The sequence below is a fragment of the Kribbella sp. NPDC048928 genome, from assembly GCF_043197975.1.
Lineage (GTDB): Bacteria > Actinomycetota > Actinomycetes > Propionibacteriales > Kribbellaceae > Kribbella.
This window is the reverse complement of record NZ_JBICUC010000004.1, coordinates 446,800-472,425: the sequence shown is the minus strand read 5'-3', so window position 1 is coordinate 472,425 and position 25,626 is coordinate 446,800. Positions and strand designations below refer to the sequence as shown.

The window sequence follows — 25,626 nt, the reverse complement described above, 5'->3', positions numbered from 1 at the left end:
GGGACAGAACGGACAGAACGGACAGAACCTGAGAGCGTTCAGTGGTTGTCGTGTGCTGCGGGGTGGACTTCGTAGGCGTCGGTACGGCGTCCTCCGTTGCTGTTGATGGGTGTGGACCTGGGGCGGATGTGGCCGTGGTCGGTGAGGAGTTCAAGGGCAGGGGTGAGGTCTTTGGCGGTGGGGAATCGGCTGCGGTTTCCTCGCAGTGCGTCGCGTCGGCTGAAGGTGTCGTGGCCTTGTTTCCGAATCCAGTCGAGTAGGGCGCGGGCGTCGTCCAGGTCGGGGTCGGAGCGGCCCATGAGGTCGTAGACGGCGAGGGCGTGGTCGAGGTAGTAGCGGCCGATTTGTTCGGCGGCGCGGATGGTGTCGGCGGTGATGGGGGTGGCGTAGCCGGTGGTGAAGGTGTGGGCGACGTGGAGGAGTCCTGCGAGGCGTACGACGGCGCCGGCGAGCTTGGATGCCCAGTCGGTGATGAGGGCGAGCTGCCCGGTGCGCGGGTCGAGTCGCGGTTCGATCCAGTCTTGGAACTCGAGGAGGACCTGACGTGCTTCGTCGGTTAGCCTGATCTCGTGGTGGGTGTCGTGGTCGGCCAGGAGCAGGACGAGCGTGGTCAGGGCATCGGTGTAGGTGGTCTCGGTGTCTTCGGGTACGGGCTCGGCTTGGTTGTCGCGTTGCCCGACGGTGTTGACGGGCAGGCTGTAGAGGATGCGGGCGAGAACGCCTCGGTCGCGGAAGCCGGGTTGTGCGGCGAGTCCGGCGAGGGTGCCGGGCTGGGTGGTGACGCCCAGGGTCAGGGCCGGGCGGTCGACGGTCTCGGAGGCGCGTCCCTTGCGGTCGACTTGGAGCTTGTCGCCGGCGTGGCCCTTCAGGAACACGCCGAGGTTGGGTGCGGCGGAGTAGCGGGTGCCGGTGAGGGTGGCGAACACGTCACCTTCGGCGGACAGGACGGCGATCCGGCCGCCGTGGGTGGCGAGCAGGGAGATGCAGGATTCGGGGGTGACGTCGTCGGTCATGAGCCGGGGCAGTTCGGGTACGCCGATCTCGGCAGCTTCTTTGGCGGCTGCGGTGGCGTCAGCGAGCGCGGTTTGGGGTTCGGCCTGTGCGGTCTCGGCCTTCTTGGCGAGCTGTTCGGCTCTGGCCCACGCGACCCGTGACGCCAGCTCGGCTTCCACGCGCCGTTCGCCTGCCCGGTCGCGTAGGGCTTCCTCGGCCGCCGAGAGGGGCGCGGTCATCGCCCGGAAGACGGGCGACTTGCGCGACCCCGGTGGTAGCGCGGTGACGGCGTAGAGGTTGACCTGTTCGACCCACGATCGGTCGACACGCACCAGCACCTTCCCGCCGGCGGCCGTGGACAGGCAGGCCAGCGCGACCGACGCTGCGAGGTCGACCGGAGTCTGTGTCGCCTCGGCGACCGCGGTCACCTGCTCGGACAGCCACTCAGGGAACACAGCCACCGGGAACGGGCGCACGAGCCGGTCGGTCTTCAGCGGTACCGGGTCGCCGTCCCAAGGTGTCCCGCTCTGGTCCGCCGGTGTGCCCGGACCGGCCGTCCGATCGGGATGCCTAGGTGTGATCTGAGTTTCTGTCGGTGTGCGGAGCTGAATCGGAGCTGCGGGTACGGCGGGTTCGGTGGCCCATGGGTCGTCGTCTGGCGGCTCGGTGATCGGCGGCAGAGGCGGTAGCCAGTCGGGGACTTGCGCGGCGCTCATGCGGCCTCTCCGTCCTGTACGGCGTCCGTGTGCTGGTTGATGTGGCGGGATCGGTTGAGGTGCTGTCCGGGATAGTCGCCGGGGCGGTGTCGACGGGCGTCGGCGATCCGTTCGGCTTGGGTGTGGGCGTAGTGGGCGCGCAGTGTGAACGCGGCCGGGCTGGCGGCGGCCTGTGCGATCTTCCGGGCGTGGTCGAACCGTTCGGCCCAGTGGTGTTCGTCGACCTGGTGGAGGTCGGCGAGGTCGCGGCGTACTCGGTCGGGGAGATCGTCGGTGTCGGTTGCCCAGCACTCGGCGGCGATGACGGCGGCGGCCAGCTTGCGGGGGTCGTCGTCGGCCAGCGCTGCCCAGCGCGGGGAGCCGTAGGCGGGGTCGGCGGTCCGGTGGGTGATGTGGGCAACCATCGCTTTCGCCCAGGCCCTGCGCGCAGTGATGGTGGCGGGGTCGACGGGTGTCCAGCGGGGGAGCTTCATCAGCTCGGTCCTTCCTCAGCTCGGGGTCGCGTGGGTGGGTCCGGGGTCGATCGATGGCGCGGGTGGTTCAGAGGCGAGAAGGCTGGACAGAACGGACAAAACGGACAGAACTGGGGGTTTTGGCGCTTTTGTCCGTTCTGTCCCGGAGGTCGGGGCCTCCCGACCCGGGGTTTTGTCCGTTCTGTCCGGGCTCGTCAGTCGGGGTAGACGGAGGGGGCGGTGATGCACCGGATCGCGTCGCGCAGCGACGATCCCGAGTTACGGAGGTGCTGTTGCGCGTCGCGGCCGGCGTCGGTGCGGGTGAACTGCGGGTCCTCGAAGTCGATGAGGTTGAGCAGTGCGCGCAGGCTGTCGTCCAGGCAGGAGACGGAGTAGCCGAGTGCGGTTTCCAGGTTGCGGCGTTCACGCTGGACTTGGGCGTCCCACTCGGCGGCGACCGGTGCGTAGTGGTCGGGCACGAGCATGGTGGGCGGGATGTTGATGTGGATGGTCATGCGGCCTCGTTTCCAGTGGTGTCGAACAGGTCGGCTTGGGTGGGCTCGGTGGTAACCCGGGCGGCGATGGCGGTGCGTCGTGCGCCGGTCTCGCAGGTCGCGCACAGCGCGAGCCGATCGGTGGCGGTGACGGCGGCGGTCAGGGTGGCGAGCGGGTCGGCGGCGACGACCGCGAGGCGGTGTGCGATGCCGTGGACGACGCCGCATCGGCCTGCGGTCTTGGTGTGGGGTCGTCCGCACTGGCCCGTGCACTCGCAGCGCCACTCGGCGGCGATCATGGCTTCTGCCCAGATCTGGGCGCCGATCATCGGCGGCCGGAACGGGTCGAACCCGCCGGGCTGGCCCGCCATCAGAAGTGCCACCAGCGGCGGCGCCGTTCGGCGGTGTCGAGTCGGTCGCGGGCGGCGAGTGCTTCGGCGGTTTCGTTCTCGGTGGAGTACTGGGTGAAGTCGGCGAGTGCGGCCCGGTACTCCTGCTCGGGGGTCGGCGCCTCGTCCGTGGTGTCGGGGTGGCGGGTGCTGGTCTTGCGGGGTTTGCGGGTCATGACGGTTCGGTCTCCTCGGATGGTGGGTCAGCGGTTGCGGCGGTCGCGGTTGTGGTCGATGAGTCGGCGTCCGATCCGGGTCCGCCGGCCGGTGCCTTTGCAGCGACCGCAGTCGCGGAACGCCTTGCCGTGCGGGGCGCGGGACTTGCCCGAGCCTGCGCACTTGGTGCAGTTGGCGAACGGGAAGATGAGGCAGCCGAGCAGGTAGAGCGCGACGGCGGCGACGCCGGTACCGATCCAGACGGCGACGCGTTGGGTGTGAGTGAGCGGCTGGTGTTCGATCACGATGCTGGCGGGCAGCTCGGTCGCGGCGAACAGCCACAGGAGATGGTTCGCGGGCACCACAGTCAGTCACCTTCTGTAGTCGGATGTCGGTGTGTCTGGTGGAGGCGGCGACCGTGTGGCGGGTCGTCTGCCGGGATCTGGGCCCGGGGTTAGCTGCCGGTGATCGGGTTAGGTTCTTCACTCGGCGGGTGAGCTCGGCCGATTGTGGCCTTGACCTGCGGTTAGTTACCGAGTGAGCCGAGTTAACCGGGGTCGGAAATCCGCGGGCCAGGGCCGCTCAGCGCGGGTTCCGGCCCGGATCTCGGGGCTAACTGGCGATCGGATCGGCGCCGGGCGCGCTGTCGTCGGTCGCGCCGGCGTCCCGCTCCCGGAGCACGATCGCGTTACGGATGGTAGTCGGGTCGAGGGGGTAGCGGTTCCCGGTCGAGGGGACCTTGATGCCGTAGTCGGCGGCGAGGATCTCCCGCAGCGCCTTGCCGGTCAGGGTCTGGTACGGCGTCCAGGTCGGCGCGAGCCGCTTCAGCAGCGCGGGCACGTCGGCGATCGCGACCAGATCGGTTTCGAGGACTTCGTCCAGGTCGGCGAGCAGGTCGCGGGTCTCGATCGCGGGCCGGTCGTTGTCGGTCGGCGCGGGCATGTTGCGCTTCTTGATCGCGGCCAATGCCCGATCGATCAGCGGCGTGATCTGGTCGTTGTCCTTGGCAACGGACAGGAAGTACCACTGCACGATCTCCGACCGCGAGGCGGTGAATCCCCGTGTGACGGCGGTTCCCCGGTCCTTACCGGCGATCAGGTCGGTGGCGCGGATGCCTTGCTTGTAGGCGCCCTGGCCCAACAGGGCGTCGTTGGCGGTGTGGTCGGCGACGTAGAACGCGATGCCGTTGGTGGAGTTGCGGGTGATGTCACGCGGAATCGAGGTTGCGGTGGGCGCCTGGGTCGAGGTGATCAGATGGATGCCGCGCTTGCGTCCGAGCTGAACGATCTGGGTCGCGTAGTAGCTGATCTCCTTGCCGTACTCGGCGTGGTTGTAGGCCACGTGCGCTTCCTCAAGCAGCGCCACGATGACGTGCAGACCGACGTTCTTGTCGGCGATCTTGCGGTCAACCTCGGGGATCTCGTAGCGGTCGAGCAGGTCGCCACGCGACTGCATCTCCTCGAACAGTTCCTTGAGGTCGTCGCGAATCTGCCGTATCGAATCGTCGTCGGCGCCACGGACGTAGCGGGAACAGCGTGGCCGGAACCGCTCGAAGTCGAAGTTCATGTCCGGCACCCAGATCCGCAGCTCGGCGGTCGGGTCCAGCGCGACACCCATCATCGCGATTCGGGCGGCGCTCGACTTGCCCTGCTCGGGTGCGCCACCGACGATCGTGTTCCGGCCGGTGATCGGCATGTAGATCTGGTCGCCGCGCAGCGTGCGGCCGGCCGGGATGCCCTTGAACACGTCCACCAGACCGCCTTCGAGGAGCGGGTACGGCCCGGCACCTTCGGCGAGCGCGCCCTTGTCGGCGACCCACAGGTCAAGGATTCCGGCCTCGTCGCCCACGGTCGGCCACACCTCCGACGCGGCCCGGTGAAGACCGGTCGCCAGGTCGGTGCGGCGCTTGCCGATCTCGGCAGCAGGCACACCGGCAGGCAGCCGCACCACAGCGTGGGTACCGCGCCCCAACTGCCGCGCCGGCGTGATGAACTGGAGCTTGTAGCCCTCCTTCAGGTAGCGGGTGATGTTCCCGATCCGCAGCGCGTCCAGGGCCCGTGCGATCGTGGATTCATCCACCGTCGCCTCGTAGGTGTCGTCGCCGGTGGTGACCAGCCAGTTCGGCGGCTCCGCACGGCGCTTGCCCTCGCGGTATAGGGCCAGCACGAGCAGTACCGGCAGCGCCATCACGAACAGGCCCCACACGAACGTCACGGCGGCGATCACGAAACCGATCACGCCGAAGAACCCCAACCACACGCCCGTGAACGACCCGTTGCCCGTGAGCTTGGTGAGCACCGCGATCACGAACACGGCCAGCGGGATACCGATGAGCGTCGCGGCGAGCACCTTGACCAGGCCGATGAACAGCCGGGGAAGGTCCATCAACCGGCGGTGGCGGCGTTCGGTGGCCATCTCCTTGCGGTCGGCCCACTCCTTCAACGCCTCCCGGTCACCGACCGCCTCAGCGGCCTTGATCTGGCGCCGGTAGACACCCATCGTGGACGCGTCCCACGCCCGCTTCGCGAACGACTCCGCGCCCTGGACCACCGTCCAGGTGTGCCGCAACGTCGCCTTGCCAACCTTCACCGTCGGCTCGTGGGACTTGACCGCGACCGCCGCCGACTTCGCCACCCGCGCCGGCGCCATCGCACGCCGCACCACCAGCGCCCCCCGCGACTCCAACCGCCGATCCAGCTCCGCCGACTCCTCCTCGGTCAGCACCTCGCCCTCGATCACCTCGGCATCGATCACCTCACCGTCACCGTGAACGGCGTCCTGAATCTGCCCGTGAACCTCGGTCGGGTCGATCCGCTCGGCGGTTTCATGAACGATGCCGGATTCGGTGTCGTGAACGTCCTCCTGAACCTCGTCCTGAACGCGGTCCCGAGTGCTGTCGTGAAGGTGGTGCACGTTGTCGTGGTTGGTGTTCATGACTGCCTCCCGGAGTCGCCGGTGCTGGTCTGAGTCGGTGCACTGGCCGGTGCAGTGGCCGGTAGGGTGGTGGGACGGACTTCGAGGTAGACGCGGACGCCGAACGCTCCACGGTTCGGGTAGGCGCGGTCACCGCCCGCGGTCTCGTACCTCTCGCGCAGCAGCTCGACAACGGCGGCGATCTGCGCGGGTTCGCCGGACAGCCGGACCTTGACCGTCATGCCGCGACCCCCGAACCGAGCTCGCCGAGCGTGCTGGTCACGCTGTGGTCGGGGATCTCGTGACCGAGCGCTTCGGCGACAGCCGAGATCAGGTCACGGGCAGCGGGCGGGGTGACGGCGTTGCCGAGCTGGCGGACCTTCTCGCGCTTGTTGCCCAGCACGACGTAGCCGCTCGTGAACGCCATGCCGGCGGCAACCTCGTGAGGCTCCAGCATCCGGAACAAGCAGTCCTCAACCGCAGGCACCGTCACCGGAACGGCGTACTCGAGGACCGACTGATGCCCGGCGGTGGTGAGCGTGCGCAGCGGCTCACCGGCAGGCGTGCACATCTCCGCACCGTCGCCACGTGAGCTGTTGTTGCGCATCACCAGCGCGTACCGGTCGCGAGTCGTGAACGTCCCGTGCGGCAAGTTCGCCTGTCGCATGGTGGCGTTGCCGTAGTACGGCATCAGCAGCGCGTGGTGGTTGCCGTTCGCCGCGAACGTGTCGAACGGTTCGGCCGACGCGGCCTTGGTGGTGTTGTTGTTGCGCAGCGGCACCACCAGCGCCTCAGACTCGGTTGTCGTCCGGGTCCTCATCACCTGCCCGGTGTGGGTCGCGGTCTCGTTCCAGGTGCCGCCCGCCGGGACCAGGAGCCCGGTCTCGTTGCGGGTCGTCATGGTGCGCAGCGCGTCCCACGCCGACGCGGCGGTCTTGCCGTCGCGGCCCTCGACCGGGACCAGCAGCTCCGGACGGGCGTAGCGGGTCAGTCCGGCGCGGATGCGCTGCATGGTCTTGTCTGCGAGCGGCCGGGCACGGTCGCCGATCCGCTCTGCCGTCAGCGTCCAGTCGATCGCGGCAGCGGCCGGAAGCCAGCCGGGTTCCACGATCTCGTTGCGGCAGGCGACGTGCGGGCAGCGCCACACGTACTGAGCCCGGTAGCGGCCCCACTGGCGGTCGGTGTTCTTCCACGCCTGCATCGCTCGCACCGTCTGGTCACACCGCGAGCAGTACGCGACCGGACGAGTCCACCGGTCAAGGTCCGGGCACGGCGCCGTGTGCAGGTGCGCGACCACGTACAGGCGGTCCCGCGACTGCGGTGCCGGCAGCCCGCCGGCCTGGGCGTGCATCGAGTTCATGTAGACCGGGTGCGAGCAGTACCCGAGCGCAGCCAGCGCGTTGCGCCACGCGGGCCACAGCACCCACTTCGCCGCGTCCACGACGTTCTCGACCACGATCGCGGCGTAGCGGTGGTGCTCGGCGAACCGCACCACGTCCCACATCGTTGCCCGCGATCGCTCCGCAGCCTCGTCCGGCAGCGTCTCCCCGAACAGGTCCGGCGTCGCGTCCACGTTGCGCTTGCGGCCCTTGGCCTGCGAATGGTTCGTGCACTCAGGCGACGCCCACAAAATGTCCGTGCGCGGGTACTTGCGCGGATCAACCTGCGACAGGTCCGCACAGTCGTGATCGGTCGCCGGGTGGTTGCTGTTGTGCGTCTCCACCGCGAGCTGCCAGTGATTCGCCGCCAGCCGCACCGTGACCCCAGGCACCGCAGTCGCGCCCGTGCTCGAACCACCCGCGCCACAGAACAGATCCGTCATCGTCAACATCAGGCAGCCTTCCTCTCGAACGCGTCCGTCGTCTCGTCATCGCCGCCGTTAGCGCTCGCGGCTTCTCGCTCGCTGCCGATCAGCACCAGCTGCACACCGGAGGCGACCTTCGAGGACAGCCCGGCAGAACATCCGGTGGTGTGGCGTGCCCAAGCCGGAGTGATGTCGTCCGCGGTCGTTCCCGGCTCAACGGCTGCGAGGGCGTCGGCCACGTAGTCGGCTAGCAGCTTCCGGCCACTCTTGGCCGGCGCCTTCTTGCGCGGCTTCGATGCCGCCTTCCGTGCCACATGCTGCCGAGACGAGACCTCACCGGCCTCGGCTGGCTCGCCCGGCTGTACGGCGATTTGAGCGGGTTCCAGCGCCTCCGGGGACGGCGGTGCCAGTTCCGGGGCATCGAGCCGTTCAGCGGCCTTCTGCGGGTCCGCAAGAACCGCCGCACGCTCGGCCCGCAACACGGCCTCGGTGAGCCTGTCCCGTAGAACCGGCGCGGTCTCAGCAGCGCAGAACACCAGCACCGGGGGAACCGAATGCAGCACCACGCCGGCCACATCGCCGTGACCGAACGACGCCCACGTGTTCATCGCGTACGTCGCCGCGAACGCGAACCGCTTCGTGCGCCCGATCCACCGCGTGTGATCGCCGACCTGGTACCGGGCAGTGATCTGCTCGGCCCGAAGCACCGCAATCAGCACCAGCGAAACCATCGGGTCCAGCAGCCACGCGGCCACCCACGGCAGCGAACCGAACCCGGCGCCCTGCGCGGCGAACGCCTGAACGTTGACCATCGTGAACGCCAACCCGAGCACGATCCCAACCCACATGCACCGGTCAACCTGCGTCCGCACCGACTCCACCCGCAGCGCTACCACGTCCGGGTGCGTCGACAACGCCCGCACCTGCGACGCCTCAGCCGCCGACGCCCGCAGCTTGTCCACACCAGTCGGCTTGCCGTTGCCAGCCGCAACCATCTCCGTCGTGGTCATCGCGTCTCACCTCCGATGAGGTGGTCGGCGACCCAGCCGCCGGCGTGCGGCAGGGTGTCGGTGGTGTACAGGACGTGGTCGCCGTGCCAGACGATCCAAGCCGTTCCCAGCGTCGTACGCGGTGACACGACCTGCACCAGGTCGTAGCCAGCGCACTTCCACCAGCCCAGATCGACCCGCACGAGATCCGGCCCGGCTGTCTCGACAAGCTGCGCGGTCATGCGGCGTCCTCCGTCTCGGGATCGCGGTTAGCGAGCACGCGGGTCGCGTCCAGGACCCGACGCTCGGCCCGTCGTACCCGGCGGGTGTCCAGTGCCGATGCCTGCGGACCCGCGTTGAGCACCGCGATCTGCGCGTTCAACAGGTCCAGATCAGCCTCGATCAGCGGCCACTCGGCCTCGATCGCAGCCAGATCGGCCGCCGTCGGCTCATCGCCAGCGACCGGGGAAAGGTGGATGATGGTCATCAGGGTTGTGCTCCTCTACGCAAATGGATTGGTGCGACCCGGACGCCTCGGCGGGTGCAACCGCCGGGGCGTCACTCGTGGAACCTCTAGCGGTGGAGTCAGAGCCGGCCGGTACGACGGCGAACGATGCGGTCATCGAGGTCTTCCAGCCGCTTGACCAATGCGCGCATGTTCGGCGAGGTCGTGGGCTCTCGGCCCTTGGACTCGGACCGCAGATGCCCGGCTAGCAAGGCCTTGTTGACCTTGCGGGCCTCAGCCCGGTCGCGCCTTTCGTCGGCCTTCTGTCGCTGCGTCAGCTTTGCCATTTCGCTGTCTCCGATCGGTAAGCGGAAGGTTCGATGAAGCGAACCTAAGGTGCGCACCACGGTATCGATTGATCCGGAGTTGCGCAAGTGGGGTGCGGTACACTGATGCGGTGAGTGACTTGAGGGAAGATCTGTCAGCGGCAACCCGCCGATATCGACGAACCGAGTCCGCCCACGACGAGGCTCGGCAAGAGCTGATGGCGGCCGTGCTCGCTGCTTTGAAGGGCGGCGTGCCACCGACGGAGGTCGAGCGCTTGTCGCCATTCACGGCGGCGTACATCCGCCGTACGGCACGTGCTGAGGGCATCCCACCGGCGTCGCCTGGCCCGAAGCGGGTCAGTTCCTGAGTGGTCGGCTCGTTCATGGCTCCAGCGTCGGGGCGAAACGAGCGATTGAAGTGCACTCTGGAAGCTGCGCACTTTTGTGCGCATTAGTTGTGCTCGAAGGCGGTTCACTAGAGGGACCAACAACGAGGGGAAGTGCAGATGCACGTAGGTGAGCGCATCGGGGCCTACCGCAAGCGACGCGGCATGTCGCAAGACGCCCTGGCCGGCCTCATCGGAATGTCGCGTTCGTGGCTGTCTCAGGTCGAGCGCGGCATTCGTGGTGTCGATCGACTGTCCACGTTGAACGACCTGGCCGCGGTCCTGCGCATCGACGTGGCCGACCTGATCGGCCGTGACTGGGTTCTCGCGCCGGACGCTCCAGAGCAGGTGACGGCAGTTGACGCCGTACGGAGCCAGCTTGCGAGCTATCACCACCTGCTCGGCGAGCCTACGAAACCCTGGCCCCTTCCGCAGCTTCGGAACGGTTCGGTGTTGGTCAACAAGGCGTATCAGGCGGCGAAATACCGGCAGGCGACAGCGATGCTGCCGGATCTTGTCCAGGCCGCCGACGCGTATGACGGCTATCAGGGCCGCGACGGCCGCGAGACGCACCTAGCCCGTTGCTCGGTCTACGCTGCGGCCGCAAAGCTCCTGACCAAGGTTGGTGAACACCAGCTCGGCTGGCTGGCAGCCGACCGCGCAACCCACGCAGCTCTCGCGGCCGAATCGAAGCCTGCGCAGGGAATGGCCGCGTATCAGGTGGTCATCGCACTGCTGCGCAGCCAGCGAACCGACGACGCCGAACGCGTCGCCGTACGATCCGCCGAAGGGCTCATGGCGCTTGCCGGCTCGGATGCCCCGGACGCCGCCTCGCTGGCCGGTTCGCTCTGGCTCATCTCGTCCGTGATCGCGGCACGCCGTTCCGATCGCGCAAGTTCCACTGAACGGCTGGCCGAAGCTGCGCGGCTGGCCGACCTCCTGGCGCACGACGGCAACCATTGGTGGACCGCCTTCGGCCCGACGAACGTTCTGATCCACCGCGCATCAGTTGCCGCCGAGTTCGGAGATCCGGCCGGTGTGCTGCGGGTAGCGACCGAGGTCGACACCGAGGCCATGCCGGCGGGTCTCCAGGGCCGTCGATCTCGCCTGCATCTCGATCTCGCTTGGGCGCAAACCCAAGCCAAGAACGACATGGAAGCGGTGTTCCATCTACAGCAGGCCGAACGCGTCGCCCCCGAGTCGATCCGCTACCACACCATCGCCCGTGAGCTGGTCCGCGAACTCCTCAAACGCTCCCGCAAACCCACCCCAGCCCTGACCGCCATCGCAACCCGCGCAGGAGTCCTCGCGTGACCGATCGAACCCTGTACATCGTCACGTGCGGAGCTCCGCTCGCCTCACGAGTCAAGGACGGCGTCCGAGCTGCCCGCGATCGTGGCTGGAATCCCTATGTCATCCCGACGGATGCTGCACGCCCGTGGCTCGAAGGGCAAGATTTGGCTGACACCTCGGTGATTACAGGCAATCGTGCACCTGGTGAACCCAAGCGCACTCCACCGGCTGATGCTGTGGCGGTTGTTCCCACGACCTTCAACACGCTGAACGCCTGGGCGAACGGCAACGCGAACACGTATCCGTTGACGATCCTGTGCGCGGCTCTCGGCTCACACACGCCGATCGCGGCCGTTCCGTTCGCGAAGCATGACCTTGCGGGTCACCCCGCTTGGCTCGCCTCAATCGCCGTGCTTCGGTACGCCGGCGTGACCGTTGTGAACCCGCGCGACGGCTCAACCGCGTGGCTTGAGCCCCTGACCTCGGGAACCGGTGACGAGGTAGCCCGACGCTTTCGTTGGGAGTGGGTGCTCCGTCAGTTGGATTAGGGGACTAGCGCGGATTCGTCCGATCGTAAGAAGATGCATCGAGGGTGCCCATGGTCCGGGGTGGACCAGGGCGGAGGGGGGATTGTGAGCATGGGGAGCGCTAGCAAATGGGGCGGCTGACAGTTGCCGTCGATCAGGACCACCTAGAGAGGCTTGTCAGGCGGCCAATCGCTGGGCTCTCGGAACTGATCTGGAACGCACTGGATGCGGACGCCACAGAGATTGAGTGCACAGTCGAGGAGAACCTGCTCGGTGGAGTGGAGGTTCTACACGTCCGAGACAACGGTCTGGGCATGAACCTTCAGAGAGTTGATGCGGACTTCGGGCAACTCGGCGGGTCGTGGAAGAAGACGACGGCTCTCAGTGAGACCGGACGGCAGCTTCACGGGCGCACTGGGCAGGGCCGGTTTTCAGCGTTCGCGATCGGTGCGACTGTCAGGTGGACGAGTGTCGCGGACGACGTCACAGGTGCTCGCCAGGAGATCGCGGTAACCGGGCGTCGATCAAGCCTTCGTGAGTTCGATGTCTCGGATCCAGTGGACGCCTCCGGTCGGCCGACCGGGACGGAGGTTGAGTGCACCAACCTGACTGAGGACGCTCAGGGGCTTTTTGTTCGCGATGACGTCGCTGAGCAGTTGGCTGCGATATTCGCCTTCGTTATCGAGAAGTATCAGATCAATATTCGATGGCGTGGGCAGCGTGTTAATCCGGCTGATCTGCAGTCTCAACGCGCAACGTTACCTGTTGCTGTTGATGATATTCCCGGTGTAGAGATCGACATTATCGAGTGGCTCAAGCCAATGAAGCGCGCCCTAATTCTCTGTGATGAATCCGGTATTGCGTTGCATGAAATGGCGCCTGGGATCCAAGCCCCTGGGTTTGAGTTCACCGCCTACCTTCGCTGGAATGGTTTCAGGGATTCCCTGAGTCAACTGGTTCTTGAAGAGATGAGCGATGAAGGGTTTGCAAGAGTTATTTCTGCAGGCAAGGCCGTTCTTCGTGAGTACTTCAAAGAGCGTTCCGCAGAACGCGGCAGTGAGCTTATCTCTGCGTGGAAAGACGATCTGACCTACCCGTATCAAGACGAACCGGCATCAAGTGTCGAGAGGTCCGAGCGGGATCTCTTCAACATCGTTGCGGTAGCAGCCGCGCCGGTCGTTGAAGGCTCCGATCTTAGGTCCCGGAAGCTTTCTTTGAGGCTTCTTCGCGAGGCGATTGAGAAGAGTCCAGGGACGATCCACCAAGTTCTCCAGGAGGTTCTCAACCTGCCGCCAGATAGGCTGGATGAGCTCCGCTTGCTGATCGAGAGTACATCGCTGAGCGCGATAATCGCAGCGGCGCGGAAGGTGACCGACAGGTTGGACTTCCTTCAGGGCCTGGAGCAAATGGTGTTTGATCGAGAATTGAAGAAGCATGTCTTAGAGCGAAGTCAGCTGCATCGGATGCTGGCTAATGAAACGTGGGTGTTTCGAGAGGAATACGCGCTCACTGCTGACGATGTCACGCTGCGCACCGCGCTAAAGGCTCACACCCGATTGCTGGGGCGGGAGGATCTTGAGCCAGCCGACCTGGATCACGAGGTCCTCGACGCCGATGGTCGCAGGGTTGTGGTGGATATGATGCTCAGCCGGGTGATTGAGCACGCGCATAACGAGAGAGAGAACATCGTCATCGAGCTGAAGCGACCAACGGTTCACATAGGTTCGGATGAGCTCCAGCAGATTCTCAATTACGCCACGACGGTGAAGGCAGATCCACGATTTGCTGGAACGGATACACGGTGGGACTTCTGGATAGTGGGCGACGCGATAACGGATGCAGTAGCTATGCAGGCGAACCAGGCGAATCGCGAGCCGGGGATTGTGACGATTAGTCCTGACGGAAAGTTTGTCGTGCGGGCGGTGACGTGGGGAAAGATCATCCAGGACGCCCGCCACCGCATGAGCTTCGTCAGAACTGCGCTCGAGTACAGCACCACCAACGATCGAGGACTTGAGTATCTGCGACGGGCTCACGGCAGGTTCCTGCCGAAGGTCGCGATGGAGATTGACGCCCCGGATCTGGACAACGACGCGGTCGCCGCTGTGGCGACGACCGCGTCAGTGGTCACCGAAGCTGATCCCGGTTCGAGTACCTAGAGAACGCGAGAGGTGCCCTGCGAGTGGCCGCCAGTCGGGCTCATGGGGAGACCTGGCGAGGGCTCCGTGGTCCCACGTCCGGCTCACCCCCGGCCCCGCCGGCGCCCGTACAGGCGCCCAAGCACCGGATGCCAGATCACACGGGTGAGCCTATTGAGTTCCCGCTGGACCTTGGCCTCCTCGGAGCTGTCGATGACCCACGTCGGACCGTCGTCGCTGTCAAACTCGCGACTCGTGTCCCTCGCAGCCTTCGCAACGTCGAGGTACGCCACAACTGCCCAGCGAGGTACGCGTGCAATCACCGCAGTCGCCTGAAGTGCAAAAGCCGCCCGCTGGAATTGGTCGTAACCAATCTCGCCCCAGCGCCGCTGTTCAAGCTCCAGAATCGCGTTCAAGACCTCGGCTCGAGCCTCCCGACGTTCGCGGCTCTTCGTCACGTATGGCGCGATGATCCCGCCGATCAGCGCCGCACCAAGAGTGCTCACGAGCTGTAGCCAAGCTGGCATGCAATGCTCCTCCGACGTCTGCTTTCCAAGGGCTGCGCACATTCTTGCCGCGCTGCCCTTCGCACCTGCCGGACCCGGGTCGGCGTGGCGTGTGTGCGCGTTCGTCGGCTGAACTGGGAGGCGGACCGATAGAGCGTCCTGCCCTGTTCGTGCCCCTACCTCTCAGGAGGACAATGTTTTGCCTGGTCAGCGCCCGGGTTGTGGGGTGGGCTGTAAATCTGTCGGCGTATGCCTACGCAGGTTCGAACCCTGCACCCGCCACCAGGCTGCAAACCAGCCCCTGAACTGCGGAAACGCAGGTCAGGGGCTGTCTTCGTCTGTCCGGCCACGTCCGGGCAAGTCCGAGCCACCACGGCTGTCTGTGCGGAGTACGTGAGGAAGTTTGGGACGGCCCTGCGCCGGGAACGTGCGGCGCAGCCAAGCACCTGGGGAGGATCCTGTCCCGAATCGGGCAGAAGATCCTCCCCAAGCCTCGAGTTGCCAGGTCTGTGTGTGGGGGGGGGGCAACTTTTCGAGGCCGGCGGGTATCACTGTAGGCAGTGGGGTTGTCAGGGTGGTGTCCGGCCGGGGCTTGGGAGTGTGCGGCATGGCGAGAAGGCTGGGTGTGGCGGGGCGCTTGGTGGTTGCTGCCGCATTGGTGGCGGGAGTGTTGGCCGGGGGGCCGGGGCAGGCGGTGGCTGCCGGCACCGGAGCGGCAGGGACGGCGGCGGCTACCGGGGCTACCGGGGCTGCGGGGGTAGCGGGGGCAGCGGGGGCAGCGGGGACGGCCGGGGTTGCGGCGGCTTGTTCGGTGGAGGTTGGGTCGGTTACGGCGGGTGGGGACCATACCGATCGGGTGATTACGGCTGGGTCGCCGGTGGGGGTGCAGCAGAAGCGGGGGCACACCGACATCTATCCGGACGGGCAGCCTCGGCTGAGCACGGTGGTGGGGAACGACACCGTCCTGCCCAGTCCTGGGCGGATGTACTACGGCCATGTGGTGATGGGGGCTGGGCTCTACAACAGTTACTACATCGTCAAGGAGAACGGCGAGGTCGATCGGTCGCAGGCTCTCAACGACCGGATCGGCGGCGGCTGGGGTGACGTCAGCTTCCTCGAGACGAGTTACCCGCACGACACGAATGCGTTCGCCCTGGTCAACCACTACGCGCTGCGGCCGGACGGCACGCTCACCCGGTGGGACGACAAGGGCGGGTTCGGCTGGACCAACCCACGGTCCGCGGGCGGCTTCGCGGCGGTGAAGACGATGACGCTGATCAGCCAGACCGCGACGTACGACACCTTCCTGGCCACCACGCGCGGCGGCGCCCTCTACACGATCCGGCTCCCGCTGACCTCGACGATGAAGCCGGTGGTGAAGAAGCTCCGTACGTCCACCTGGCAGGGGTTCGACGCGTTGATCGCCGAGAAGTGCGGCCAGTACGGCACGCTGCTGCTCGGCATCGACAAGGACACGAAGTCCGGCTACCTGTACGCCGTTGGTCACGCCAACGGCACTGCGACGGTCATTCAGGGGCTCGGCAAGGTGCCGGCCACCTTCGCGGACCAGGTCTACTTCCGCCACGTCGCCTCCCCCCGGTCCGCCCCGCAACTCTTCGGCGAGTGATCAGCTCGCCAGGTCGGGCGGAGCTACTGTGCCGAGCTGGATGCGCGCGGCCAGCTCGTCGCGGACGCCCCAGTGCTCGGCCAGGTGATGGTCTGGTGTGACGCGGTAGATGTGGACGGTTTGCATCTCGTACGTCTTTCCCGCGGACCCCGCGCCGTGGACCGCGTCGACGCCGACGCCGCGGGCGATGGCCCGGATCACAACCCGGTCTTCGCAACCAAAAGCGTCCAAGACGGTGTAGCGGATACCGAGCAGGTTGTGGACCAGGGTGAGGATCTGGCGGTAGCCCGCCGGCCCCGGTGGGAGCGGAACGGGTGAACCGTGATCGACGAAGTCGGGTGTGACGGCGTCCTCGAGGCAGGAGAAGTCCCCGTCGTTGATGGCCGCGAACACGGCCAGGGCCCGGTCCAGGGCGGGGGACGTGCTGATCGTGTTGTCCATTCGACTACCCTTTCAATGGAAGTGCATTCCAATGGAATGGGAGTCTAATGGAATCCGGGCAGGGCGGGAAGAGGTCGTACAGCACGGTGAAGCGGGAGGAGCAGGCGCGCGAGACCCGGGCGCGGATCGTGGCTGCCGCGCGCGAACTGCTGCTCGGTGAGGGGTACGCCGCGATGACCGTGCCGCTGCTCGCGAAGCGTGCCGCGGTCAGTCCGCAGACGGTCTACAACTCGATCGGCGGCAAGGCCGAGGTCGTCAAGGCGGTCTATGACGTGATGCTGGCCGGGGACGAGGATCCGACGCCGATGAGTGAGCGGCCGGCGTTCCGCGCGGTCACCAAGGCGGCGGACGCGAGTTCGTATGCGGTGGCGTACGCGGCCTGGGTGTGCGCCATCTGGGATCGGGTCGGGCCGTTGCTCGGGATGATTCTGGCCGAAGGTCCTGGCGGCGATCGTGCGCTCGAGCAGTTCGTCGCGACGATCGAGGAGGAGCGGGGCCGCGGCAACCTCGCCGGCCTGCAAGGCCTCCCGGTGGGCAAGGAGCCGTCGGTCGTCGACGCGGTCTGGACGCTCACCGCGCCCGAGATCTACGACCGGCTCGTCCGGCGCCGCGGCTGGTCCCCGCAGCAGTACGAGCGCTGGCTCGCCCGCCAACTGGAGACGGCCGTCGCCGGCTGAGGGCCAACTGAAAACCGCTTGTCAAATATTGACATCGCGAGATGCTTGATCGGTGGGGATTTTACGTACGGCTGTTGCGTCGGTGTTTACGCTGCTGGGCGGACTTGCGCTCGTGGCTGTTGGGGCTTTCCTGGTGGTGAAGGACGTACCGCACGGCGATCGGGATCTGCATGCGTACGAGAGTGCTGCGCGGTGTCCGAAGGCTCCGTCGGCGCCGGCCGAGTGCCTGTGGACGGAAGAGTTCACCGTGTCCGACCTGCATGCGATTCGGAGCTATCAGAGAGGCACGAGTACGGCGGTCCTGGTCAGCGCGGGTGGTGCCAGATGGGAGACGCGGTACTCCGGCGCCGGGCCGGTGCTCGATCGGATCAAGGACGGTGATCGGGTGACCGGCACCATCTGGCGTGGGCGGCTGATGGCGATCGCGGCCGACGGCGCCAGCCAGGAGACCGATCAGGCGCCGGGTGACATGCGCGAGCGGTCCTTGGGGATCGCGTTGGCGATCGTTCCCAGTGGTCTACTCCTCCTGGTTGGCGCCGTGTGGCGGCTGGTCCGCCGTCGGGGGACCGCGGGCATGGATGCCGTCGTCGGCCTGGCGGGGCTGCTTCCGCTGGTGGCGATCGTGTCGGCGTTGGTGGTCGGGGTCGTGACCAATCTCCTGTGGCCAAGCGTGCAGGAGATCTTCTGGCCGTTCGCGGCGGTCTATCTCCTGGGCGGTGGCTTCCTGGCCGTTGCCGCCCGCCGCTACGCCAAGAACGCCGACGACCGGCGGCTACCTGGTATCGCCCTGCGCTGACCGGCCGACGCACGTCCGTTCGGCGGTAAGACGTCTTCGGTCTGATGGGGGTACGTCGTCAGTGGTTTACCGGGATGTTGTTGTGTCAGGGAACGGTGGGTGGTTGCGCCGCCGTGGGGGCGGAGCGGTCGGGCTGGGGGTGTCCGGCGTGGAGCGTCAGAGAGTGCAGGTCGACGATGAAAGTTCGTCATCGCTTGACCACCGGGATTGCGGCCGTGGTGGCTGCCGGTTCCCTGTGGTCGCTGCCGGCCGTCGGGTACGCCGACGACCATCCGGTGGCCGGTCTTGCCCTGGTGGATTCGACCGAGACGGTCGGGCCGGGGATCTTGCTCAACCACGTGAAGAGCGTGGATCAGCGCGGCTGGGTGGACGCGCAGTACCTGACCATCGACCTCGCGGACAAGGCGGTCAGTACCGACCTGCTGACGTCCGGTCCGGTCGCCTCGGGTGGGCCGTTGAGTACGGCGGCCAACAAGGCCGGCGCGGTGGCCGGGGTCAACGGTGAGTTCTTCGACATCGGGAACAGCAACGCCGCGCTCGGTGGTGAAGTGCAGAACGGGCAGCTCCTGAAGTCGGCCGATGCGAGCGGGCGGCAGCACGTCGGCGTCAGCAAGGACGGGATCGCTCAGCTGGTCGATCTGGCGGTGGACTCGACCGCGACGTTCGCCGGTACGGACCACAAGGTGCTGACCATCAACGCTGCCAACGGTGGCGGCGTACCGGCTGACGGGCTGGTGGCGTACACGCCGATCTGGGGTGAGTACAGCCGCGCCCGGGGCTTCGCGAACGCGGACGTCGCCGAGGTGCTCGTCCAGCAGGGCAAGGTCGTATCGGTCAACGCGACCGGTGCGGGTGCCGGTGCGATTCCGGCCGGCGGCTTCTACTTGGTCGGGCGGGACGCGGCCGCGACGGCGCTCCGGGCGCTCAAGCCGGGCGACGCCGTCACGCTGCACTACGAGCTCGCGAACGACCTGGCCAAGTCGATGAAGTTCGCGCTCGGTCAGGGCGGCACGATCGTCAAGGACGGCAAGGCAGTGCCCGGACTCGACAAGTCCATCGCGCCGCGGACCGCGCTCGGCTTCAAGAACGGCGGCCGTACGCTCGTGCTCGCGACCTGGGACGGCCCGGGCGGCACCGGCAAGGGCGGCATCGGCATCGACCGCGAGGCCCAGGACCTGGCCGACCGCGGCATCCAGACCGCCGTCAACCTCGACGGCGGCGGCTCGACAACGATGGTCGCGCGCGGTCTCGGTGAGGACAGTACGACGGTGCGCAACACCCCGTCCGACGGCCAGGAGCGCAACGACCCGAACGGTGTTGGCGTCTTCGTCAGCCCGGGCGACCGCAAGATCCACCAACTGCTCGTGAAGCCCGGCGCCGGTCAGGCCGCCGCCGACGGTGGGGTGAAGGTCTTCCCCGGGATGCATCGCCGGCTCGCCGTGAAGGCGGTCGACAACCACCTGACCCCGGTCGCGACCGACCCGCGAAAGCTGGTCTGGAAGGCGAAGGGCGGCAACATCAAGGACGGGTCGCTGACGGCATCGCAGCACGGCCCGATCAGGGTGAGCGCATCCGTCGGCAGGGTTCACAGTGCCGAGCAGCAGGTCGACGTACTAGGACCGCTGCACAGCCTGGAGCTGTCGACCGGCCGCTTGTCGTTGCCCGAGGCAACTCCCGCGAATGCGGTCAGCGTCGCGGTCACCGGTCGCGACGACCAGGGTTACACCGCGCCGATCGATCCGCGGGACCTGAAGCTGGACTACGACCACAGCGTCGTCGATGTACAGCCCGTCGACGGCAAGCTGAAGATCACGCCGCTCACCAGCGCGGGCACGATCCTCACCGTCACCGCCGCGGGTCGTGAGGTGAAGCTGCCGATCACGGTCGGCGTCGAGACCAAGATCGTGTACGACTTCGACGACGACGTACTGCAGCACTGGAACAACAACAGCACCGCGGCCACCACGCGCTCGGTCGACGCCGACGGGCTGCGCATCGACTTCCCCGCGATGCGGAACGTCGGGATCTCGGCGAACGGCGCCGCGAACCGCATCCCGGTCCCGGGCCAGCCGTTGCGGCTCCGGCTCCGGATCAAGTCGACCATCGACGTACCGAGCGGGCTCGACTACATCGGTCTGTACGACGGGAACGGCAAGGCGCTCGGGGTGTACGGGACCGGGCTGAAGGCGGGCCCGGACTACCAGAACGTGACGTGGACGCTGCCCGCGAACACCGTCTACCCGATCTCGATCTCGTCGTTCCAGGGGATCAACACCGCGGTCGCGCAGCAGAAGGCCGGTACGTTCGTCCTGGACCGGTTCGAGGCCGACGTACCGACGTCGATCGACCTGCCGGCCCAGCCGGACCTGGTCGCCGACCCGCTGATCTCTGCCGACGGCAAGCTCGAGAACAACACCTGGAAGTTCGCGACGCTGTCCGACGTCCAGTTCACCGCCGACAACCCGGCGCTCTCGCAGGTTGCGACCGCGGCGCTCGCGCGGATCCGCCAGACCCACCCCGATCTGGTGGTGCTGAACGGTGACATCATCGACCGCGGCCTGCCGCAGGACCTGTCGCTCGCCCGCAAGGTGCTGACCGAGGCCGGCTGCGATCTGATTGCCGTTGGCAAGGAACCGGCGCCGGACAGTACGCCGAAGGGCAGCACCGTCCCGTGCTACTACGTGCCGGGCAACCACGAGTCGTACGGGCTCAACAACACCCAGTCGGACCTGACGAACTTCACCAACGAGTTCGGGCAGCCGTACCGGACGTTCGACCACAAGGGCACCCGCTTCATCCTGCTCGCGAGCTCGCTCGGCACGCTGCGTACGTCGGCGTGGGACCAGCTCCCGATGCTCAAGCAGGCTCTTGACGGTGCCGCGAAGGACAAGTCGATCCACAACGTGATGGTCTTCGCGCACCACCCGGTCGACGACCCGGAGGAGACCAAGTCCAGTCAGCTCGGCGACCGGGACGAGGTCGCGCTGATCGAGAAGCTGCTGACGAACTTCCGCAACAGCACCGACGAGGGTGCGGCGATGGTCGGCTCGCACGCGCAGGTCGCGAACGTGCACCGCGTCGAGGGTGTGCCGTACACGGTGCTCCCGTCGTCCGGCAAGGACCCGTACGGTACGCCGGACCGCGGCGGCTTCACGGGTTGGGTCGACTGGTCGGTCGACGCCCGGCGGGACGCCGGCCAGCAGTGGCTCGAGGCCGACGTCCGGGCGTTCGCGCAGTCGATCACGCTCGACGCCCCGACCGCGGTCGCCGTCGGTACGTCGACGCAGCTGAACGGCAGCATCGTGCAGCCCGAAGGCGTCGGCACCGGTACCCGCGTCGTGCCGCTGCGCTACCCGATGTCGGTGCACTGGTCCGGCTCGTCCAACCTCGCGATCGGCTCCGGTCCGGCCGCGATCGCCCAGGCTCGCCGTACCGGCAAGATCGCGGTCCTGGATCCGGCGACCCGCAAACTGACCGCGTTCCGCCCCGGCAGAGTGACGATCGGCGTGACCAACGACTCGATGCGCCCGTACACCGACGCCGCTTCCCTGTCCCCGATCACCAGCACAACCAGCATCACCATCAAACGCTGACTCCTGCGGAACCGCCCCTGACCTGTGGAAACGCACGATCGGGGGCGGTTCTGCCCGTAGAGAGCCGGAGGTCTGCAACTATCGGCCCGTGGCTGGACTACGGGAGCTGTGGCGCGATGTGATCCCCGACGCGGGAGCACTCGCCGACGAGTTGGTGGCGCGGTACGGCGCTAAGCGGCGGATGGCGTACCGGGAGCGGTACTTGATCGGCGTGCTCGAGGCACTCGACACGTTGGAGCAGCTGTGCACGGATCCCGTGGCGGTGCGGCTCGCGGCGTGGTTCCACCGTGCGGTGCATGCCAAGGCGAACACGGCACGCGAGGACGCTGAGGCGTCCGCGCGGCTGGCGGAGGAGCTGCTGCCGACGTACGGCGTGAACGCGGTGCGGACCGCCGAGGTCGCGCGGCTCGTCCGGCTGACGGGCGCGGAGTCGGCGCAGGCCGGCGCCAACGGAGATGTGCTGCTCGATGCGGTCGACGCCTTCCTCGCGGATCCGCAGTACGTGACGCACGCGTCGGAAGTACGGCGGAACAGCCGCTTCGACGTCAAGGTACGGCGGGAGCAGCTCCAGGCACTGCTCGACTCGGAACGCATCTACCGCACCGACCTGGCCGCCGAGCGGTACGACGCGGCCGCGCGAACGCACCTCGCCGCGGAACTCGAACTCCTCGACGGCCTGGAGCCGTCCGCCTGGCGCGGATGGCAGCGTCGAGGGCTGGCGGTGCTTGCCGTACTGACCGCATTCATCGCCTTCCTGGCCGGCGTCGGCGCCATCGGGCAGCCGTGGCGGATCCCCGCCTTCGAAGGCGACCCGAAATGGCAGGCGATCCTGATGGCGGCCGTTGCCGCGGGCTCGGTCGGCGCGCTCTGGTGGGCAGTACGCCGTACCGGGCGGAAGGCTCGCGTCGTGACGGTGATCCCGGCCGCGGTCGGTGTCGTCGGCGTGCTCGTCATCATGTTCAACGTGCCGCCGACCACCGGTGCGGCAGGCGTCGGCCAGCGTGTCCCGCTGCTGATGATCGTGTCTGTCCTGCTGATCCTCGCGAGCGGTGCGGCCTTCGCGGCGACCAGGTTCAAGCCCGGCATCCCGCGGAATCGCGGTCAGCTGCTCGCAGGTTTCGGCGCCGTCGCCGTAGTGGTTCTTCTGGTCCTGTTCGTGATCGTCCCGGTCCAGAACGCCTACCTGGACGGCGCGACGGAGTACGTCGAAGACCTGCAGCAGCCGGCCGACCTGAACGTGACGTCCGTCGTCAACGGCGCGACGCTCTGGACCAGCCCGGGCCGGATCGAGTTCGGTGAGACCGTTGGGACCGCCCACGGTATCGCGGTGGCGCGCGGCCGCGGCACCGTCGAGATGATCGACCCGGCGACCGGCCGCACCCGCTGGCGCTACATCCGCGCCAACACCGAGGAGACGCCGGACCTGTACCCGCTGGACGGCGGCCGGCACCTGCTCGTCTCGTACGACGACGTCGGCTACCTCGTCCTGGACACCGAGACCGGCCGGCGCACGGCGACCTGGTCCGCGGGCACCCGCGACTACGACATCCAGAACAGCGATCCGCTCGTCACCGGCAAGACGGTCAGCAAGGGCTCGGACAAGCTCTTCGGTACGAACCTGGACGGCTCCGGGCGCTGGACGTACGCGCCGGGCCGCTGCACCAGCATCAGCTCGGCGGCAGTCGGCGACATGGCCGTCGTCACGCTCCACCACAGCTGTGGCCGCGACCCCGACCAGGTCGTCGGCCTCGATCTGAAGAACGGCAAGAAGCGGTGGAGCCGCGACGTGTCACTCCAGAGCGTGACCGCGGCAGGCGACCTGGTCGTCGGGATCGGGACGCCCGCCGACGGCGGTGGCCGGCAACTGACCGCGATCGATCCGCACACCGGCGCCGACAAGTGGGCGTCCAAGATCCCGGCCGAATGGTCCTGCACCCTGCGGATCGCCTGGTCCGGGCAACGCGTCGTACTCGCCGCCTGCCCGAACGATGCGCAGCGCCGCACCGACACCGTCGTACGACTGATCGATCCCGCGACCGGGACGGCCGTCGCCACGATGGACGCCGGATTGCCGGCCGAGTCGCGCTTCGCCGCGATCGGCAACCGGGTGTTCGTGGCCGGCTGGTCGAAGCGCGACACCTGCTGGATCGCGAAGCTCACCGAGGGTGCGCCCGTCGAACGGTTCGACCTGGGCGAAGACGTCGACTGCAGCGCCGGCGTGGTCGCCGCCGGCAACCTCGTCCTGGTCGGCGGCAGGGGCTCGCTGATCGCGCTGCGGTAGCGGGAATAGGCTCGCCTCGGGCGGAAGTTGCAAGTTAGTGCCCTCGTCCGAGTGCGTCGAGCAAGGAGAGCGATGAAACCCACCGAATTCGTGAAGGTGAACGGTCAGTTCTGGGGCGAGCACCTGAAGGAGGCGGCCGGGCACCTGCCGGTCAGTCACCGTACGGAGCTGCCGGGGCCGATGCTGTTCCCGCGGATGATGGTGCTGACCGAGACGCCGGACTGGAACATTCTGGAGCTCGTCGGAATCAGCCGCACGTACCGGACGCTCGAGGTGCGGCGGCAGAAGGTGGGCAGCGTCGAGGAGTACTTCGGGCTCGGTGACGGCGCCCCCGTGGTGTCGCTGCCGGGGGAGAACCTGTTCAAGGACGCGACCGTCGCGACCACTGCGGGGAAGCAGGCGTTCGAGGAGCGGTTCCCGGCCGCTGCGAACGTGCTGGGCGACGAGTTCGTGGGGGCGGGCGAGGAGCTGCTGCGGTTCGCGCCGGGCAACTACGCGACGTTCGACCGGACGCTGCTCGTGCACACCGCGGGTGACTCGCTGCGGGCGCACTGGGTGTTCTTCGCGCTCGCGATCCACCGCTCGGAGCCGGCCGACAAGTACCTCAGCTTCCTGCAGACGTACTCCAACGCCCGTCCGCACCTGGACCCGATCGGCACCATGAGCCTGCCGCTCGACGCCGACGTACTGAAGGCTGACGCCTTCGAGAGCACGTACCTTGCGCACGGTCTGCAGGACAGCAGCGTCGACGAATTCCTCGACAAGCACGAGAGCATCCTGCTGTCGGCGTTCGGCGCGACCAAGCTTGTCCGCGAGCCGGCGCTCGGCGACGACCTGCAGCCCGACTTCATCCTGGAGCGTGCGGACGGCAGCCACATCGTCGGACGGCTGGAGCTCCCGGTCGCCGACACGGCCAACGGCAAGAAGCGCCGCCGCGTCTTCCGGACGCCGGTGCAGGACAGCGCGGCGGAGCTGGCGAAGTACGCCGAGTACCTGAAGACCGCGGACAACCGCTCGCAGGTGAAGTCGAAGTACGACGTCGACGTCGAGGACCCGCGGCTGCTGCTGATCGTGCCGTCACAGGAGACGGTCACACCGGCCGCCGGTGTCGAGATCGTCGACTATGACACGATCCTGCGGCTGCACCTCGCCTCGTGACGCAGTACTTCGTCTACGGACGCGACCGGGCCGGGGCCGGCGAGCTGAAGGAACGTCTGACCCCGGAGCACTGGGCCTTCATGGACCGGTACGCCGAGGAGCTCGTCGCGCGTGGGCCGACGCTCACCGAGGACCGCGAGGAGTCGACGGGCAGCCTGCACATCGTCGACCTTCCGTCCGAGGACGCGCTGCGGACGTTCGCGTACGACGAGCCGTACTACGTGGGTGGCGCGTTCGAAACGGTGGAGCTGTACCGCTTCGAGAACCACACCGGCCGCACGATGTGGGAGTTCACGAACGCGGTCGACACGTACAACCGGTACCTGGTGCTCACCAAGGACGCCGTACGGCCGCTGATCTCGGACCAGCTGATCGTGTACGGCGACTTGTTCACCGGTAACGACCACGTCGGCCGTGCCGCGCTCCTCGAGGCTCCGTCCGAGGACGCGGCGCGCGCGTTGGTGCAGTCCGAGCATGCCGAAGTACATCCCTGGGAGTTCGGCGGCCGCCGGTAGACCCTAGTAGT

At 67.4% G+C, this 25,626-nt stretch carries 26 protein-coding genes; 11 read left to right on the top strand and 15 right to left on the bottom strand.

The features are described from left to right. Positions 1-38 precede the first annotated feature (38 nt). From ACGFI6_RS20215 to ACGFI6_RS20155, 13 genes are all read right to left on the bottom strand, one after another. The gene (locus tag ACGFI6_RS20215; RefSeq protein WP_393120581.1) at positions 39-1,709 is read right to left on the bottom strand and encodes a YfjI family protein; all 1,671 of its coding nucleotides are present in this window, start codon (positions 1,707-1,709) and stop codon (positions 39-41) included. Further along, positions 1,706-2,182: a DUF2742 domain-containing protein gene (locus tag ACGFI6_RS20210; protein ID WP_393120580.1), complete on the bottom strand. Its 477-nt coding sequence runs from the start codon at positions 2,180-2,182 to the stop codon at positions 1,706-1,708. The genes ACGFI6_RS20215 and ACGFI6_RS20210 overlap by 4 nt, the downstream gene beginning before the upstream one ends. A gap of 194 nt (positions 2,183-2,376) precedes the next feature. Beyond that, on the bottom strand, positions 2,377-2,676 hold the full coding sequence (locus ACGFI6_RS20205) for a hypothetical protein (RefSeq protein ID WP_393120578.1): 300 nt from the start codon (positions 2,674-2,676) through the stop codon (positions 2,377-2,379). Next, positions 2,673-3,038 carry a hypothetical protein gene (locus ACGFI6_RS20200; protein ID WP_393120576.1) on the bottom strand — a complete coding sequence of 122 codons (366 nt, stop codon included), beginning with the start codon at positions 3,036-3,038 and terminating at the stop codon, positions 2,673-2,675. The genes ACGFI6_RS20205 and ACGFI6_RS20200 overlap by 4 nt, the downstream gene beginning before the upstream one ends. After that, positions 3,026-3,220, bottom strand: coding sequence for a hypothetical protein (locus ACGFI6_RS20195; RefSeq protein WP_393120575.1), 195 nt, complete (start codon positions 3,218-3,220; stop codon positions 3,026-3,028). The genes ACGFI6_RS20200 and ACGFI6_RS20195 overlap by 13 nt, the downstream gene beginning before the upstream one ends. 27 nt (positions 3,221-3,247) lie before the next feature. After that, entirely contained in the window at positions 3,248-3,562 is a 315-nt protein-coding gene (locus ACGFI6_RS20190) for a hypothetical protein (protein WP_393120573.1), read from the bottom strand. A gap of 250 nt (positions 3,563-3,812) precedes the next feature. Further along, positions 3,813-6,134, bottom strand: a complete 2,322-nt coding sequence (locus tag ACGFI6_RS20185; RefSeq protein WP_393120571.1) for a cell division protein FtsK — start codon at positions 6,132-6,134, stop codon at positions 3,813-3,815. Continuing rightward, positions 6,131-6,355, bottom strand: coding sequence for a hypothetical protein (locus tag ACGFI6_RS20180; protein WP_393120569.1), 225 nt, complete (start codon positions 6,353-6,355; stop codon positions 6,131-6,133). The genes ACGFI6_RS20185 and ACGFI6_RS20180 overlap by 4 nt, the downstream gene beginning before the upstream one ends. Then, positions 6,352-7,944, bottom strand: a complete 1,593-nt coding sequence (locus ACGFI6_RS20175; RefSeq protein ID WP_393120567.1) for a DNA cytosine methyltransferase — start codon at positions 7,942-7,944, stop codon at positions 6,352-6,354. Before ACGFI6_RS20175 ends, ACGFI6_RS20180 begins: the two co-directional genes overlap by 4 nt. Beyond that, a complete protein-coding gene (locus ACGFI6_RS20170; RefSeq protein WP_393120565.1) occupies positions 7,944-8,927 on the bottom strand; it encodes a hypothetical protein in 984 nt (327 codons plus the stop codon). The genes ACGFI6_RS20175 and ACGFI6_RS20170 overlap by 1 nt, the downstream gene beginning before the upstream one ends. After that, a complete protein-coding gene (locus tag ACGFI6_RS20165) occupies positions 8,924-9,148 on the bottom strand; it encodes a hypothetical protein (RefSeq protein WP_393120563.1) in 225 nt (74 codons plus the stop codon). The genes ACGFI6_RS20170 and ACGFI6_RS20165 overlap by 4 nt, the downstream gene beginning before the upstream one ends. After that, positions 9,145-9,393: a DUF6284 family protein gene (locus tag ACGFI6_RS20160; protein WP_393120562.1), complete on the bottom strand. Its 249-nt coding sequence runs from the start codon at positions 9,391-9,393 to the stop codon at positions 9,145-9,147. Before ACGFI6_RS20160 ends, ACGFI6_RS20165 begins: the two co-directional genes overlap by 4 nt. Positions 9,394-9,491: 98 nt before the next feature. Next, entirely contained in the window at positions 9,492-9,698 is a 207-nt protein-coding gene (locus tag ACGFI6_RS20155) for a hypothetical protein (RefSeq protein ID WP_393120560.1), read from the bottom strand. A 110-nt stretch (positions 9,699-9,808) separates the two neighbouring features. On the opposite strand from ACGFI6_RS20155, the gene ACGFI6_RS20150 reads away from it, so the two are divergent. From ACGFI6_RS20150 to ACGFI6_RS20135, 4 genes are all read left to right on the top strand, one after another. Then, positions 9,809-10,045 carry a hypothetical protein gene (locus ACGFI6_RS20150; protein ID WP_393120558.1) on the top strand — a complete coding sequence of 79 codons (237 nt, stop codon included), beginning with the start codon at positions 9,809-9,811 and terminating at the stop codon, positions 10,043-10,045. Positions 10,046-10,183: 138 nt separating this feature from the next. Continuing rightward, the gene (locus tag ACGFI6_RS20145) at positions 10,184-11,377 is read left to right on the top strand and encodes a helix-turn-helix domain-containing protein (protein WP_393121271.1); all 1,194 of its coding nucleotides are present in this window, start codon (positions 10,184-10,186) and stop codon (positions 11,375-11,377) included. Next, a complete protein-coding gene (locus ACGFI6_RS20140) occupies positions 11,374-11,904 on the top strand; it encodes a flavoprotein (protein ID WP_393120556.1) in 531 nt (176 codons plus the stop codon). Before ACGFI6_RS20145 ends, ACGFI6_RS20140 begins: the two co-directional genes overlap by 4 nt. A gap of 107 nt (positions 11,905-12,011) precedes the next feature. Next, on the top strand, positions 12,012-14,042 hold the full coding sequence (locus tag ACGFI6_RS20135) for an ATP-binding protein (RefSeq protein WP_393120555.1): 2,031 nt from the start codon (positions 12,012-12,014) through the stop codon (positions 14,040-14,042). 83 nt (positions 14,043-14,125) lie between these two features. Here the strand turns inward: ACGFI6_RS20135 and ACGFI6_RS20130 are convergent, their stop codons facing one another. Next, positions 14,126-14,527 (bottom strand): hypothetical protein, encoded by a 402-nt coding sequence (locus tag ACGFI6_RS20130; protein WP_393120553.1) that lies wholly within the window; start codon positions 14,525-14,527, stop codon positions 14,126-14,128. 856 nt (positions 14,528-15,383) lie between these two features. Here ACGFI6_RS20130 and ACGFI6_RS20125 point away from each other — a divergent pair. After that, entirely contained in the window at positions 15,384-16,154 is a 771-nt protein-coding gene (locus ACGFI6_RS20125; RefSeq protein WP_393120551.1) for a hypothetical protein, read from the top strand. Here the strand turns inward: ACGFI6_RS20125 and ACGFI6_RS20120 are convergent, their stop codons facing one another. Then, positions 16,155-16,595 carry an ester cyclase gene (locus ACGFI6_RS20120; protein WP_393120549.1) on the bottom strand — a complete coding sequence of 147 codons (441 nt, stop codon included), beginning with the start codon at positions 16,593-16,595 and terminating at the stop codon, positions 16,155-16,157. A gap of 47 nt (positions 16,596-16,642) precedes the next feature. Between ACGFI6_RS20120 and ACGFI6_RS20115 the strand changes: the two genes are divergently transcribed. From ACGFI6_RS20115 to ACGFI6_RS20090, 6 genes are all read left to right on the top strand, one after another. Beyond that, positions 16,643-17,272, top strand: coding sequence for a TetR family transcriptional regulator (locus ACGFI6_RS20115; RefSeq protein WP_393120548.1), 630 nt, complete (start codon positions 16,643-16,645; stop codon positions 17,270-17,272). Positions 17,273-17,384: 112 nt separating this feature from the next. Next, on the top strand, positions 17,385-18,068 hold the full coding sequence (locus ACGFI6_RS20110) for a hypothetical protein (protein WP_393120547.1): 684 nt from the start codon (positions 17,385-17,387) through the stop codon (positions 18,066-18,068). Positions 18,069-18,244: 176 nt separating this feature from the next. Further along, entirely contained in the window at positions 18,245-21,661 is a 3,417-nt protein-coding gene (locus ACGFI6_RS20105; protein ID WP_393120545.1) for a phosphodiester glycosidase family protein, read from the top strand. Between the two features lie 88 nt (positions 21,662-21,749). Further along, the gene (locus ACGFI6_RS20100) at positions 21,750-23,942 is read left to right on the top strand and encodes a PQQ-binding-like beta-propeller repeat protein (protein ID WP_393120543.1); all 2,193 of its coding nucleotides are present in this window, start codon (positions 21,750-21,752) and stop codon (positions 23,940-23,942) included. 72 nt (positions 23,943-24,014) lie between these two features. Then, positions 24,015-25,100 (top strand): hypothetical protein, encoded by a 1,086-nt coding sequence (locus ACGFI6_RS20095; RefSeq protein WP_393120542.1) that lies wholly within the window; start codon positions 24,015-24,017, stop codon positions 25,098-25,100. Further along, positions 25,097-25,615 (top strand): YciI family protein, encoded by a 519-nt coding sequence (locus tag ACGFI6_RS20090; protein WP_393120540.1) that lies wholly within the window; start codon positions 25,097-25,099, stop codon positions 25,613-25,615. The genes ACGFI6_RS20095 and ACGFI6_RS20090 overlap by 4 nt, the downstream gene beginning before the upstream one ends. Positions 25,616-25,626: the final 11 nt, after the last annotated feature.